We start from the raw sequence: 14,027 nt of genomic DNA, 5'->3' as shown, positions 1-14,027 counted from the left end.
CGTTCCCGACCGGGGGTCGGGAGCGTAAGGATGCGTCGGTCGCAGGACACACGGAGGTGTTCTCAGGCACTGCCCGTCGGGGGCTGTGTGTCGTCCGGCCCACGCAACCGGGCGGGTGCCGGGGTACCGGGTCGATGGGGGTCGGCCGGTCTCCGGCACCCGCTTCCCCTCTTCTTCCCGGCTCCCTCTTTTCATCTGCTTCCTCGGCTCGGCAGATCACTAGGATCGCGGCATGCCAGTGCGACCCCGCATCACCGACGCCCAGCGCCGTTCCCGTCTGATGCGTCGCATGCATCTCGACGCCGCGTCGCGAGCGCCGTCCGCCGTCGACGCCGCGAGGACGATGGTCGGCCTCCACTCGACCACGCCGTCGACGGTGTATCTGTCCGCCTGGGCGCGCGTCGACGGTCTCGCCCGCGCCGACATCGACACTGCGCTGTACGGGGACCGGACCCTCGTCAGACATCTCGCGATGCGCCGAACACTCTTCGCCTTCCCCCGAGATCTCCTGGCCGAGTCGATCGGTGCGCTCGGTCCCCGCATCTCTGCCTCCGAGCGCACCAATATGCTCCGCGATCTCCGGCGCACTCCCGAGGTCGACGACCCGGAGGGCTGGATCGAGACCGCGCGGGACGCGGTCCTCGCCGAGCTCGCCGGCGGCGAGTCCCTGACGTCGACCGAACTCCGCGGCCGACTGCCCGCCCTGGACGGGTCGATCATCTTCGGCGAGGGCAAGTCGTGGGCCGGCAAGAGTCATTTCGGGCCGCGGGTGCTCAACATGCTCGACGCCTCGGGCGACATCGTCCGTGGACCCAACCGCCTCGACTGGCATCTGTCCCGGCCGGCGTGGACGTCGATGAAGGTGTGGCTCGGCGAGACCCCGGACGTGCCGAGTGTGCACGACGGGCACAAAGCCCTCATCGAACGCTGGCTGCGCACGTACGGCCCGGGCACCGAGACCGACATCGTGTGGTGGCTGGGTTCCACCAAGACCGCGGTGCGTGCCGCGCTCGCCGACCTCGGCACCGTAGAGGTCGACCTGGATGGCGGCGTCGGTCATGTGTTGCCCGACGACCTTCCCGGCGACAGTGACAGCGACAACGGGGACGGGGACGACGAGGACTGCGAACCGCAGGCGGTGCTGCTGCCCGAACTCGATCCCACGACGATGGGCTTCAAGGAGCGCGATTTCTATCTCGGCGATCACGGACCCGCGGTCTTCGACTCGGTGGGCAACGGCGGCCAGACCGCGTGGTGGGACGGGCGGATCGTCGGCGGCTGGTATCGCCGGGATGACAACTCGATCGCGATCCACCCGCTCGAACCCCTGCCGGCCGAGGCCCGGAGGAAACTCGACGCGCGGGCCGCGGAGCTGGCGGCGTGGCTCGGCGAGGCACCCATGAAGATCGGGTACGCCGCGCCGTACATGCGACAGCGATGAGTTGAGCTCCGCGCCGCGGTCTGCCTCTGCGGGACCATCCGCATCGATCGAAAGGGCACCGCGATGAGCGATCAACTTCCACCCGTGGCCGACCACGACACCTGGACCGCCGCGCTGGCCGAACTGCGCGCCAGGGAGAAGGCGGCCACCCGTGAACTGGACGCGATCGCCGCGCAGCGCCGTCGCCTGCCGATGGTCGAGATGCCGGACTACACCCTGACCGGACCCGACGGGCCGATCCGTCTCGTCGACGTCTTCGACGGGAGGTCGCAGCTGATCGTCTACAACCACATGTGGAATCCCGGCGCGACCTACCAGTGCCCCGGATGCACCGGGTACACGGCGCAGTTCAGCCGACTGGACTTCCTCGCCGACTACGACGCCCGGTTCGTGATCATCACCCACGGCCCGATCGAGGAAGCTTTGGCCTACAAGAAGCGCGTCGGCAACCGCATGGACTGGTACTCCTCGGCAGGGACGACCTTCTCCGCCGACGTCGACGCCGCGCCGGGTGAGGGTTTCGCGATCAACGTCTTCCTACGAGACGGCGACACGGTGTACCGCACCTGGCACACCGCGGGTCGTGGGACCGAACAGCTCGGGTTCACCTTCGGTCTTCTCGACGTGCTGCCGTGGGGGCGCCAGGAGGAGTGGCAGGACTCGCCCGCCGGGTGGCCCCAGGTTCCCACCTACTCCCGATGGCGCGACTCCGAGGCCATCGCTGCTGCCTACGGCGACCCCACGGCTTGAGGATCGCCGATAAGCCGCAGGTCGAGGCTCACAGGAACCTCCCAGTGTCCGGCCAGTGAGGCCCCAGGCGACTTTGGAACAGTAGACGTGTGACCAGACCGGCCGAGAACGACGCCGCGCGCGGCGCGAAGGTCCTCGTCGTCGACGACGAGGAGAACATCCGTCAGCTGCTGTCGGTGTCGCTGAAGTTCCAGGGATACGACGTCGAGACCGCCGCCGACGGACCGGCGGCGATCGACCGATGTCGCAGCAGGAAACCCGACATCCTGATCCTCGACGTCATGATGCCGGGCATGGACGGTTTCGGTCTGTTGCGTCGTCTCCGCGCGGACGGGATAGAGGCCCCCGCCTTGTTCCTGTCGGCTCGGGACTCGGTCGAGGACAAGGTCAACGGGCTGACGATCGGCGGCGACGACTACGTCACCAAGCCGTTCAGCCTCGAGGAGGTCGTCGCCCGATTGCAGGTGCTCCTGCGGCGCAGCGGATTCGGCGAGGAGCAGCAGGCCTCGTCGCGGATCACCTTCGCCGACCTCGAGCTCGACGACGAGACCCACGAGGTCTTCAAGGCGGGCAAACCGGTCCAGCTCTCGCCGACCGAGTTCACCCTGCTGCGGTATTTCATGGTCAACGCGGGGACGGTGCTGTCCAAACCCCGCATCCTCGATCATGTCTGGAACTACGACTTCGGCGGTGAGGTGAACGTCGTCGAGTCCTATGTCTCTTACCTGCGTCGCAAACTCGACAACGGCGAGAAGCGTCTCATCCACACCCTGCGCGGTGTCGGCTATGTGATGCGCGAGCCGCGCGGCTGATGTCCGCACCCGTTCCGACGCCGCAGCCGCGCAAGCGCGGTGTGCCACTGCGGTTCTCCCTGGTCGCACTCACGCTCGCCCTGGTGGTCGTCGGGCTGTTGGCCTCCGGGGTGGCGGTCACCTCGTCGATGCGCCAGGACCTCATCTCCCGCGCCGACGAAGGACTGGTCAACGCCACCCGCACCTGGGCTGAGCCACGATCTCCGGCCGACGAACCGCGCTCCGGCCCGCCGGGGCCGCGTCGTCCGCCGTCGCCGTACTACGTGGAGTCGATTCTCCGAGGGCCGGGCGGTATCTCGGCGGTCAGCGTCTACAACCAGTTCGACCACGCCCCGGATCTCGACCGGCTCACCGGCGACAACGCCGGTCCGGTGACCGTCGGATCGGTGGATCCGCACGGTCCCCAGTGGCGGGTGATCAAGCGCAGCAACCGGTTCGGTACGTCGATCGTGGCCACCCCGATGTCGGACATCGATGCCACCGTGAGCCGGCTGATCTGGCTGCAGTTCGCCATCGGCGCCGTGGTCGTGGTGCTCATCGGCGTGCTCAGTTATCTGTTGGTGCGGACCAGTCTTCGTCCCCTGCGCAGGGTCGAGGAGACAGCTCAGGCGATCGCCGCGGGCGACCTCACGCGCCGAGTTCCGCCGGCCGCACCCAACACCGAGGTCGGCAGTCTGTCGGATTCGCTGAACACGATGCTCGGCCAGATCCAGCAGGCCTTCGTCACCACTGCTGCCTCCGAGCGGCAGGCCCGTGCCTCCGAAGAGGAGATGCGACGCTTCATCGCCGACGCCAGCCACGAGCTGCGCACGCCGCTGACCTCCATCAAGGGATTCGCCGAACTCTATTCGCAGGGCGGTGTTCCCGATGTCACCGATGCCATGCGGCGCATCGACGACGAGGCGGGCCGGATGAACCTGCTCGTCGAGGACCTGCTGATGCTGGCTCGTCTCGACGCGCAGCGTCCCCTCGCCACGGCACCGGTCGACCTGTTGAGCCTGGCCGCTGACGCCGTGCAGTCCGCACGGGTGGCCGCCCCGGATCGGGACATCCGGCTCGAGGTGACGACCGGCGACCAGCCGCCCGTCGTATCCGGCGACGCGCCGAAGCTTTTGCAGGTGCTGCGCAACCTCATCGGCAACGCGGTCAACCACACCCCGGACGACGCGTCGATCACGGTCGGGGTGGCGGTCGAGGCAGATCCTGACGGCGGATCGGAGGTGGTGCTGACGGTCGCCGACACCGGACCGGGACTGGCCCCGGAAGACGCCGACCACGTCTTCGAGCGGTTCTACCGCGGTGACCAGTCACGCCACCGGGGTTCGGGCGGCGGAAGCGGCCTGGGCCTGTCCATCGTCGCCGCCCTCGTGGAGGCGCACGGGGGTCGGGTCGGCGTCGAATCGACGCCGGGTGAGGGCGCGACCTTCTGGGTGCGGCTGCCGCTGCTGCTCAGCTGAGCGAAGCGTCAGATGAGGCGCCGCAACCGGGCGAACTCGGCGACATCGGCGCGGAAGCGGTCGAGCGTGACGAGGGTGTACATGCCGTCGATCTGGCGGGTCGCCCACAGCTGATGGATGCGTCGGAGGTCGGACTGTCGTGACTTCCAGCCGATTCCGTCGATCACCGCCAGGACCAGCTGCGTCGGGAGGCGCACCTCGGCCATCTCCTCGATCTCGCGGACGGCGTCGGTGAGCTTCGATCCGGTGGAGTCGAAACCCTTTGCGGCCACGACGATGTCGGCAGAGTTCGGATCGCCGACGATCAGGTCGGCCGGTGCGGTGCGTCCGTTGCGTCCGGCGAACCGGGAGCGCGTCGTGTAATCCAGACCGAGGTCGCGGGCGATGTCCTCGATCTCGTCCTCGATCCGCCGGCCCGACGCCCCGGCGCGGGTCGCGGTCGCGCGGGTTCCCGCGCGGGCCACGAGGATGTCGGCGAAGGTGTAGGTGCGTTCCATCTGGGTCCGCAACATCCGCACCAGATCGAACTCCGCGTCGAGCCAGGTCACCAGTTCGACGGGCTGGGTGCGCGCCAGTCCGTGCCAGCCGCTGGTGTCGAAACGATCGCGCAACGCATTCTTGAGCTTCTCCTGCGACAGCCCGACCGCCAGCCCGAGCACCGGGACGTCGTTGGGGTTGTCGCGCACCCAGGCGGCGAGTCCGGTGATGTCGGTGTCGAGGAGCCCGCCGAGACGTCCGGTGGCCTCGACGATCCGCTCGGCCTCCGGCGTGGCGGCGGTGGGGTCGACGTGAGAGGTCAACCGTCCCAACGATTTCAGATAATCGTCGAAGTCAACTGCAGTGCTCATGTGCTCGGCGTCAGTCCCGTCCGATGAACAGGAACTCGCTGACGTCTCGACGAGTCGCCGCGGCGTGCGTGCCGAAGCTGTACTTGTGATCGATCGCGATCACCTCGACCGACGGCTTGACCTTGCCCAGCAGATCGACGATCCGGTCCTTGCCCGGCAACGCATTCGACGAATAGGAGAGCACGATCGCGCCCGCGTCCTCGAAGTGTTCGAACGTGCGCAGCAGGGCATCCTCGATGGTTCGCTTGTAGGCGAACGGCGTGAAGCGCTTGGGCAGCTTCTTGGTCTTGGTGTTCTCCATGATGGTCATCCCGCGCCAGTACGCGGAGAGCCCTTCGAGGAAGTGATAACGCTTGATGTAGTCGTTGTCGTCGGCGGGCGGCGCATACGGAGGGTCGAGGTAGACGAGGTCCGGTGGCGCCGACCACGGCAGGTCGAGGTCGAAGATGTCGCCCTGGACACTTCGACTGCTGCAGCCGTTGCTGAACACGGTGGCGTTGTAGTCGGCGGCGGCACGTAGCCGGAAGTGGTCGCGCAGCGACATCGTGAGATCGCGGCGTCCGTCCGCGTACCGCGTGGAGTCGGTGAACGTGAAGACCCCGCGGGGTTGCTTGCGTGCGGCGGAGAGGACCAGCGCGGACACGGCGAGGTCGCGACGGTAGCCGCGCAGCGCGTCGATGTGCGACCACGCCGAGTCCAGGAACTCGCGGTCCTCGGCGGTGAAGTACAGACCGTCGAAGGTGCGGGAGATGTAGTCGCGGTCGTCGGCGGCCGGCCCGCAGATCTGCTCCACGAGTTCCGGTTCGAGGCGGACACTCGAGTTCGCCACCGAGGCACGCGTGATGATGTGCGGGAAGTGCAGGAAGTCGTTGCTGAGGACCTCGAAGCCCTGCGCCTTCAACAGGTAGGACACGACGCCCGAGCCGGAGAAGGCGTCGACGGCCGTCGACCCGCCGATCTCGGCGAAGGTGCGTTCGAGGTGGGGGAGCAGCCGGTACTTCGACCCCATGTACCGCAGCCGCGGGAACCGTTGTGCGCGGGCGAGGACGTCACTGGATCCGACTGCGCTGGATCGAACGCGGCGTCCCGGTCGGGAGGATTCTGGCCCACTCACACCGAAAAGAATGTCATGGACCCCCGACAGGCCCGTGGACAACACGGCTGCGCCCCGTCGCCGGACCCCACAACATCTAGACTCGGGCCATGGCATCGGTCTTCAGCATGATCATCAACGGCGACATCCCTGGTCGTTTCGTCTGGAAGGACGGCGAAGCCGTCGCATTCCTGACCATCGAACCCGTCACCCCCGGCCACGTCCTGGTGGTGCCCCGCAACGAGGTCGACCACTGGGAACAGATCGACGGCTCGCTGTTCGCCCATCTCAGCGGGGTCGCCCAGAAGGTCGGCCAGGCCGTCAAGAACGCCTTCGACGCGCCGCGAATCGGTCTGCTCATCGCCGGTCTCGAGGTTCCCCACGTGCACATCCACGTCTTTCAGGGACTGTCGCTGGAGACCTTCGACCTCGCCAACGCGAACAAGAACGCCAGCCCCGAGGACCTCGACGCCGCGGCCGAGAAGATCCGCGCGAGCCTGCGCTCGCTGGGCTACGGCGAGTACGTCGCCGACTGACCCTTCGATACGCCCCTCCGCACGCTCCGGGGCTACTCAGGGAGCAAGGCACAAAGTCCTCTGCTGCGCCGAAACGGTACGGAGGCGGCGGGGGCTGAGTACGGTCGATGCCGGAGGCAGTCATGACCGAGTACATGCGCAACAGCGACGCTTTCACCTGGTCGATGGAGTCCGACCCGCGTCTGCGATCGACGGTGGTGACGCTCATCCTGTTGGACCGCCCGCCCGACTGGGATGCGATGCGCAGTCGGTTCGAGACCATCAGTGCGGAACTGCCGATGTTCCGCGAGCGCGTCGTGTACTCGCCGCTGTCGGCGCCGCCGCGGTGGGTTCCGTATCCGGATTTCGACCTCGACTTCCACATGCGCCGGGTCCGGGCCCCCGCGCCGGGCACCTTCGACACCGTGCTCGAGATGGCGCGGCTCGCGGCCATGGAGGACTTCGATCGTGCTCGCCCGTTGTGGAAGGCGACGCTGGTCGATGGGCTTGCCGACGGCGGCGCCGCGGTCGTCTGCAAGTTCCATCACGCTCTCACCGATGGTGTCGGCGCGATCGAGATCGCGATGCGGCTGTTCGACCTGACCGAGGAACCGGAACAGCCGACTGCCGCACCCCACGCCCCGGCGTCGTCGTCGAACGAGGAAACGTGGTGGCGGGACTACGTGGATTCGTTGCGATTCGATGCCGAACGCGCGTCGAACACCGTCACCGACCTGGTCAGATCCGCACCGTCGTTGGCGTACAACGCCATTCGTCATCCCGTCGCGACGGCCGGCGCGGCGGTCGAGACCGCCGCATCGGTGTACCGCACGGTTCGTCCGGTCAACGAGACGGGATCGCCGCTGATGACCGACCGGTCATTGGTCCGGCATCTCGCCGTCCACGAGGTTCCGCTGCGGCAACTACGCGACGCCGGGCATCGTGGCGGTGGTTCACTCAACGACGCCTTCGTCGCCGGCGTCCTCGGCGGGCTCCGTCTGTACCACGAGAAGCACGGCGCCGAGGTCGGCGACCTCCACCTGTGCATGCCGGTGAGTCTGCGGACCGAGGAGGACGCCCCCGGTGGCAACCGGATCACCCTGATGAGATTCGATGTGCCTGGCGCCGAAGTCGATCCGGCACGGCGGATCGCGCAGATCCACCGCCGGACCGCACGTGTCCGCAACGAGCGCTCGCTGCCGTACACCCAGCTCATCGCCGGTGCGATGAACTTGATGCCGCGCTGGTACATCGGGTCGGTCCTGCGCCACGTCGACTTCCTGTGCAGCGACGTTCCCGGTATCCCGGTGCCGGTCTACGTCGGTGGCGCTCGGCTGCGAGCTCAGTACGCCTTCGGCCCCACCATCGGGGCAGCGGTCAACGTCACCCTCCTCACCTACGTCGACACCTGCGAACTGGGCATCGACGTGGACACCGGTGCAATCGAGGACGTCGACATCTTCCACGCATGCCTCGCGGACGGATTCGACGAGGTGCTCGCGCTGGGCCGGTGACCAGGGGACCGTCGGACCCGCGACTCACACCGTCCGGTGGATCAGCAACGGCAGCACCGCGTTTGCACCGGCCTCGCGGAGCGCTGCGGCGGCCAGGGTGATCGGCCAACCGGAGCTGTTGGCATCCACGACGAGCATCACGTTCTGGCCGGCGACCTCGGGCGGATCGCCGAGGTGATCGCGCCAATACGCGGCTTCGACCGCGCCGGTCGCATCGGCCGGCGGATCGCCCAGACGGACGGGGAAGGTCCCGCCGCCGCGTTTCCCGACCGTGCGCAGGTGTTCGGCCAGCGTCTCGGCCAGGTTCGTGCCGGTCAGGCGCAGTGACACGATGACATCGGCGCGGACCCCCGTCTCGCGCACCCACGCCGCCAGCGTCGCGACCGCTGCGTCGCCGAGTTCGCCGAGTGCGCGTTCGTCGCCGCTGCGGGCGGCGGCCAGTACCTCCGCCCATTCGGGCGCATCGGCGTGGGCCAGGACGCGGCCTGGCTGGGCGAGGAGGTCGGCGGGAATCCTTCCGCGACGGCCGAATTCGCCGCCCGGCCACATCTTCCTCGGATCGAGGGTCGAGGCCTTGCGGCGCAGCGTCGACGTGACGGTGCGGACGACCTCGGTGTCCGCGGTGTCGGGTAGTCCCTCACTCAGCGCACCTCGGCACACCGAACAGCGGCCACAGTCGGCGGCCTGCGGGTCGTCGAGCGATTCGGTCAGCAGGCGCATCAGGCAGGTGCGTCCGGCGATGTAGGCGCGCATGATGTCGGCCTCGCGGCGGCGGACGGCGAGCACGCCGTCGTAGTGGGCGGCGTCGTAGGTCCAGGGTTTGCCGGTGGCGACCCAGCCGTCCGGGGTGCGATCGGTGACGCCGTCGACGGCGAGTTGCTTGAGCATCAACTCGATTCGCGTGCGGCGGAAGCGCGTGGCCGCCTCGAGTTGGATGACCGACTGCGGTTCGTCGGCGGCCTCAAGGACGGCCAGGAGGTCACGCATCTTGTCGGGATCGGGGATCGTGGCGGTGGCGAAGTGTTCCCAGATCCGGTCGTCGGTCTGCGACGCCAGGAGCATCACCACGGCGTCGTCCAGCGCGCGCCCGGCACGGCCGACCTGCTGGTAGTAGGAGACCGGCGACGGCGGTGAACCGACGTGCACGACGAAGCCGAGGTCGGGTTTGTCGTAGCCCATCCCCAGGGCAGAGGTCGCCACCAGTGCCTTGACCTTGTTGTGCAGCAATGCATCTTCGAGTTCGTGCCGGCGGCCGGCATCGAGCTGTCCGGTGTAGGCCGCGACCTCTACCGAGTCCCCGTGCACCGCCCGGATGGCTTCGACGAGCCGGTCGGCGTCGGCGACGGTGAGGACGTAGACGATGCCCGAACCCGGGAGATGGGGGAGGGCCTGCGCCACCCAGCCGTACCGCTGCACGGGCGAGAGCCCGTCGAGAACGTTGAGGTGCAACGACTTTCGGGCGAGTGGTCCGCGGAGGACGAGCGTCGGTGCGTCGGAACCGGAGTCGAGCTGCGTGGCGACGTCCTCGGTGACGCGGGCGTTGGCGGTGGCGGTGGTCGCCAGGACCGGCGTCGTCGGGTTGACCGAGCGCAGCACGTCGGCCACGCGGCGGTAGTCGGGCCGGAAGTCGTGACCCCAGTCCGAGACCGCGTGCGCCTCGTCGATCACCAGCAGCCCGAGGTTGCCGGCCAGGGCGTCGAGCACACGACGTCCGAAACCGGGATTCGCGAGGCGTTCCGGGGAGACGAGCAGGACGTCGAGCTCGCCCGCCCGCAGTTGTGCCTCGATCGCCGACCACTCGTCGACGTTCGACGAGTTCAGCGTCGCCGCGGAAAGACCGCCGCGAGCCGCCGCGGCTACCTGATCGCGCATGAGTGACAGCAGCGGGGACACGATGAGCGTCGGTCCGCCGCCGCCGGCACGGATGATCGCGGTGGCCGACCAGTAGACGGCCGATTTACCCCATCCGGTCGCCTGGACCACCAGGACCCGCGCGCCGGGAGTGCCGGGCTCACCGCCGGCCAGCGCGGTCACCGCTCGCAGCTGGTCCTCGCGCAGCCGGGCGCCCTCACCGGCCAGGCTGGTGATCACGCGGTTGGCGGCGGTCAGCTGGTCTGGGGCGAGGGTTGCAGCCATGAGCCCAATGTAGTGGCGACACCCGACAGCAGGGATCGTCGGTTCACAGGAACCTGACAGCAGGGTTCCAGACGGGTTCGAGGGTGCGAGCCGATCGTCATCCCCATGATCCTCCAAGCACCGCCGGGCGCAACGGCGCCGGTGTACACCCTCGCCGACAGTTCGGTGTCGACCCCGGTCCTCGACATCGTCGTTCCCGTCCACGACGAACAGGCCGACGTCGCATCCTCGGTGCGCCGGCTCGCCGCCCATCTGCAGCAGCACGTGCCGTATCCGGCTCGCATCACCGTTGCCGACAACGCCAGCACCGACGACACCCTCGCGATCGCCGTCGGCCTCGTCGACGAACTCGAGGGCGTCCGCGTCGTCCATCTCGACGAGAAGGGTCGTGGTCGTGCGCTGAACGCGGTGTGGCAGCGCAGCGACGCCGAGATCGTCGCGTACTGCGACGTGGATCTCTCCACCGACCTCAATGCGCTGATGCCGCTCATCGCCCCGCTCGTGTCGAAACACTCGGACATCGCGATCGGCACCCGGTTGAACCGGTCATCGCGAGTCGTGCGGGGACCGAAGCGAGAGTTCATCTCCCGCTCGTACAACCTCATCCTCCGAACGGCGATGGGCGCCAGGTTCTCCGATGCACAGTGCGGATTCAAAGCCATGCGCACCGACATCGCCCGCGAGCTGCTGCCGTTCGTCGTCGACACCGGCTGGTTCTTCGACACCGAACTCCTCGTCCTCGCCGAACAGATCGGGCTGCGCATCGCCGAGGTCCCGGTCGACTGGGTCGACGACCCGGACAGCACCGTCGACATCGTGCCCACCGCAATCGCCGACCTGAAGGGCTGTGCGCGAGTCGGTCTCGCGCTCGCGATGGGACGGTTGCCGATCGCCGCACTGCGCGCCTCCATCGGTCGCGACCGGGCCGCCGGACCCCAGATCGACGGTGTGCCCAAGGGTCTGGTCGGCCAGCTCGCGCGGTTCTGCGTAGTCGGGGTGGCCTCGACGATCGCCTTCGCGGTGCTGTTCCTGGCGCTGCATTCGTTCCTGGGAGCGCAGGTCTCGAACCTGGTCGCCCTCGCGATCACCGCTGTGCTCAACACCGCGGCCAACCGTCGGTTCAGCTTCGGGGTCCGCGGTCGTGACAGTGCCCTGCGACACCAGCTCTTCGGGCTCGGGGTGTTCCTGTTCGGCTGGCTGGTCACCGCAGGCTCGTTGCTGTTGCTGCACACTGTCGCGCCGGAGGCGACCAAACACATCGAACTGATCGTCTTGGTGATCGCGAACCTGGTGGCCACGCTCACCCGGTTCGTCGGTCTCCGCTGGGTGTTCCGCAAGGCGCCCGGACATGGGGCGGAGGTGGCCGCGTGACGACCTCGACCATCGGCCCGCCGGTGAACCACGCCGAGCCGAACCGGACGTCCGGTAGCTCGAAGAAGATTCTGCGGGAACGCCTCTCGCTGGCCGCACTGCTGATCGGTACCGGAGTCCTCTATCTCTGGAACCTCTCGATCAACGGTTGGGCGAACTCCTTCTACTCGGCGGCGATCCAGGCCGGTTCGGAGTCCTGGAAGGCCTGGTTCTTCGGTTCGTCCGACCTGGCGAACTCGATCACCGTCGACAAACCTCCCGCCTCGCTGTGGATTCCGGGCATCAGTGCGCGGATCTTCGGCGTCAACTCGTGGTCCATCCTGGTGCCCGAGGCCCTGATGGGCGTGGCATCGGTCGCCCTGTTGTACCTGATCACACGGAAGTACTTCGGTCACCGGGCCGGAATCCTCGCCGGCGCGGTGCTGGCACTGACTCCGGTTGCGGCGCTGATGTTCCGCTTCGACAATCCCGAGGCGCTGCTGATCCTGCTGATGATCGCGGCCGTCTGGTCGCTGATGAAGGCGGTCGACGACGGTCGCTGGCGGTGGCTGATCCTCACGGGCGTGTTCGTCGGATTCGGATTCCTCACCAAGCAGTTGCAGGTGACCCTCATCGTGCCCGCGCTGTCGGTCACCTATCTCGCCTTCGGTCCCGGTGGCTGGCCTCGTCGCCTGGGCCAGTTGTTCGCCGCCCTAGGCGCGATGATCGTCAGTGCCGGCTGGTGGATTCTCGCCGTCGAGCTCTGGCCCGCGTCGTCGCGGCCGTACATCGGTGGGTCACAGAACAACTCGATCCTCGAACTGACGCTGGGTTACAACGGTCTCGGCAGGCTCAACGGTGACGAGACCGGGGCGGTGGTTCCCGGTCGTGGTCACGGCATGGGCGCACTGGAGGGCATGGGCGGCCCCGGCGGCGGGCCCGGTGGTGGCCGCGGCGGCGCATGGGGCGAGACCGGCTGGCTGCGGATGTTCGAACCCGCGCAGGGCGGTCAGATCGCGTGGCTGATCCCGGCGGGTCTCGTGCTCGCGATGGTGGCTCTCGTGCTCATCGGCAAGGCCCGGCGCACCGATCCGCGCCGCGCGTATCTCTCGGTCTGGGGTCTGTGGCTGCTGGTCACGATGGGTGTCTTCAGCTTCATGGCCGGCATCTTCCACCAGTACTACACGGCGGCTCTGGCGCCGGCGGTGGCAGCGGTCGTCGCGGCCGGCGGTGCCGTCTGCTGGTCGCATCGGGACCGCCTGTGGGTGCGCCTCGCACTGGGTGTCTCGGTGGCGATCACCGCGATCTGGGGCTTCGTACTGCTCGACCGGACGCCCGACTTGGTTCCGTGGCTGCGGTACGCGGTCCTCATCGTCGGACTCCTGGCCGCGGTCGCCATGGTGTTCGCCCGGATACGGGGTGTCGCCGCGGCAGCGTTGAGCGGCGCGGTCATCGCGGGTCTGGCCGGGCCGGTCGCGTACACCATCGACACGGTCACGGCCGAGAAGAGCGGGTCGATCATCACCGCCGGTCCGGCGGTCGCGGGCGGGTTCGGCCCGGGTGGTCGCGGTGGCCCGGGCATGCCCGGCGGAGGGTTCATGGAGTTCGGCCCGGGCGGTCCGGGCCAGGGCTTCCCCGGTGGCGGCCCGGGCATGCCCGGCGCCCGCGGCGGCGACGGGCCGGGTGGACTCCTGCGCGGTTCCAGACCGACGCAGGCCGTCGTCGACAAGCTCGTCGCCGACGCCGACGACTACACGTGGGTCGCCGCCGCGGTCGGCTCGCAGTCCGCCTCGGGCTACCAGCTCGAGACCGGCCACTCGGTGATGCCGATCGGCGGGTTCAACGGCAGCGATCCGTCGCCGACTCTCGCCGAGTTCCAGAAGCTGGTCGCCGCCAGGGAGATCCACTACTTCATCGCCGGCGGTGGGCCGGGCGCCGGCGCTCCCGGGATGGCCGGCGGCTCGTCGCAGCCGTCGTCGCAGATCAGCGCGTGGGTTCAGGACAACTTCACTGCAGTCACCGTCGACGGCACCACGATGTACGACCTGACCCAGCCGGCGAGCTGAGCAGTCCATGGTGCGTTTTCGCGGCGGCATACGCCGACGGTTTAG

Annotated in this window: 11 protein-coding genes; 8 read left to right on the top strand and 3 right to left on the bottom strand. The window is 68.4% G+C overall.

Translation table 11 applies throughout. The features are described 5' to 3' along the window. The first annotated feature begins 232 nt into the window (after positions 1 to 232). The 4 genes from BPODLACK_RS00915 (at position 233) to BPODLACK_RS00900 (ending at position 4,460) form a co-directional block, all read left to right on the top strand. Positions 233 to 1,441, top strand: a complete 1,209-nt coding sequence (locus tag BPODLACK_RS00915) for a winged helix DNA-binding domain-containing protein (RefSeq protein ID WP_159404508.1) — start codon at positions 233 to 235, stop codon at positions 1,439 to 1,441. Positions 1,442 to 1,504: 63 nt separating this feature from the next. Beyond that, entirely contained in the window at positions 1,505 to 2,191 is a 687-nt protein-coding gene (locus BPODLACK_RS00910; RefSeq protein ID WP_159404507.1) for a DUF899 domain-containing protein, read from the top strand. An 89-nt stretch (positions 2,192 to 2,280) separates the two neighbouring features. Further along, entirely contained in the window at positions 2,281 to 3,003 is a 723-nt protein-coding gene (locus tag BPODLACK_RS00905; RefSeq protein WP_159404506.1) for a response regulator transcription factor, read from the top strand. Next, entirely contained in the window at positions 3,003 to 4,460 is a 1,458-nt protein-coding gene (locus tag BPODLACK_RS00900; RefSeq protein WP_159404505.1) for a sensor histidine kinase, read from the top strand. Before BPODLACK_RS00905 ends, BPODLACK_RS00900 begins: the two co-directional genes overlap by 1 nt. A gap of 8 nt (positions 4,461 to 4,468) precedes the next feature. Here the strand turns inward: BPODLACK_RS00900 and BPODLACK_RS00895 are convergent, their stop codons facing one another. Both BPODLACK_RS00895 and BPODLACK_RS00890 read right to left on the bottom strand, forming a co-directional pair. After that, positions 4,469 to 5,308, bottom strand: a complete 840-nt coding sequence (locus BPODLACK_RS00895; protein WP_006435831.1) for a hypothetical protein — start codon at positions 5,306 to 5,308, stop codon at positions 4,469 to 4,471. A gap of 10 nt (positions 5,309 to 5,318) precedes the next feature. Then, positions 5,319 to 6,317: a DNA adenine methylase gene (locus tag BPODLACK_RS00890; protein ID WP_159404504.1), complete on the bottom strand. Its 999-nt coding sequence runs from the start codon at positions 6,315 to 6,317 to the stop codon at positions 5,319 to 5,321. Between the two features lie 194 nt (positions 6,318 to 6,511). Between BPODLACK_RS00890 and BPODLACK_RS00885 the strand changes: the two genes are divergently transcribed. Together BPODLACK_RS00885 and BPODLACK_RS00880 are read left to right on the top strand one after the other, a co-directional pair. Beyond that, positions 6,512 to 6,937: an HIT family protein gene (locus BPODLACK_RS00885; RefSeq protein WP_006435829.1), complete on the top strand. Its 426-nt coding sequence runs from the start codon at positions 6,512 to 6,514 to the stop codon at positions 6,935 to 6,937. A gap of 122 nt (positions 6,938 to 7,059) precedes the next feature. After that, positions 7,060 to 8,430: a wax ester/triacylglycerol synthase domain-containing protein gene (locus tag BPODLACK_RS00880; protein ID WP_024500186.1), complete on the top strand. Its 1,371-nt coding sequence runs from the start codon at positions 7,060 to 7,062 to the stop codon at positions 8,428 to 8,430. A 24-nt stretch (positions 8,431 to 8,454) separates the two neighbouring features. Here BPODLACK_RS00880 and BPODLACK_RS00875 read toward each other — a convergent pair whose 3' ends face one another. Next, positions 8,455 to 10,566, bottom strand: a complete 2,112-nt coding sequence (locus BPODLACK_RS00875; protein ID WP_024500185.1) for a RecQ family ATP-dependent DNA helicase — start codon at positions 10,564 to 10,566, stop codon at positions 8,455 to 8,457. A 105-nt stretch (positions 10,567 to 10,671) separates the two neighbouring features. Between BPODLACK_RS00875 and BPODLACK_RS00870 the strand changes: the two genes are divergently transcribed. Then, the gene (locus BPODLACK_RS00870; protein WP_024500184.1) at positions 10,672 to 11,937 is read left to right on the top strand and encodes a glycosyltransferase; all 1,266 of its coding nucleotides are present in this window, start codon (positions 10,672 to 10,674) and stop codon (positions 11,935 to 11,937) included. Beyond that, positions 11,934 to 13,982: an ArnT family glycosyltransferase gene (locus BPODLACK_RS00865; protein ID WP_096273028.1), complete on the top strand. Its 2,049-nt coding sequence runs from the start codon at positions 11,934 to 11,936 to the stop codon at positions 13,980 to 13,982. Before BPODLACK_RS00870 ends, BPODLACK_RS00865 begins: the two co-directional genes overlap by 4 nt. Positions 13,983 to 14,027 lie beyond the last annotated feature (45 nt).

This window comes from Gordonia sp. YY1, from assembly GCF_009872315.1.
In the GTDB taxonomy this organism is placed as follows: Bacteria; Actinomycetota; Actinomycetes; order Mycobacteriales; family Mycobacteriaceae; genus Gordonia; species Gordonia amicalis.
Note: the sequence above shows the minus strand (reverse complement) of the source record. Positions and strands in the feature narration are given on the sequence as shown.

Coding starts and splice junctions, on each gene's coding strand:
- BPODLACK_RS00900 (WP_159404505.1), top strand. CDS start 3,003: ATGTCCGCACCCGTTCCGACGCCGCAGCCGCGCAAGCGCGGTGTGCCA.
- BPODLACK_RS00875 (WP_024500185.1), bottom strand. CDS start 10,566: ATGGCTGCAACCCTCGCCCCAGACCAGCTGACCGCCGCCAACCGCGTG.
- BPODLACK_RS00880 (WP_024500186.1), top strand. CDS start 7,060: ATGACCGAGTACATGCGCAACAGCGACGCTTTCACCTGGTCGATGGAG.
- BPODLACK_RS00895 (WP_006435831.1), bottom strand. CDS start 5,308: ATGAGCACTGCAGTTGACTTCGACGATTATCTGAAATCGTTGGGACGG.
- BPODLACK_RS00885 (WP_006435829.1), top strand. CDS start 6,512: ATGGCATCGGTCTTCAGCATGATCATCAACGGCGACATCCCTGGTCGT.
- BPODLACK_RS00890 (WP_159404504.1), bottom strand. CDS start 6,317: ATGGGGTCGAAGTACCGGCTGCTCCCCCACCTCGAACGCACCTTCGCC.
- BPODLACK_RS00910 (WP_159404507.1), top strand. CDS start 1,505: ATGAGCGATCAACTTCCACCCGTGGCCGACCACGACACCTGGACCGCC.
- BPODLACK_RS00870 (WP_024500184.1), top strand. CDS start 10,672: ATGATCCTCCAAGCACCGCCGGGCGCAACGGCGCCGGTGTACACCCTC.
- BPODLACK_RS00915 (WP_159404508.1), top strand. CDS start 233: ATGCCAGTGCGACCCCGCATCACCGACGCCCAGCGCCGTTCCCGTCTG.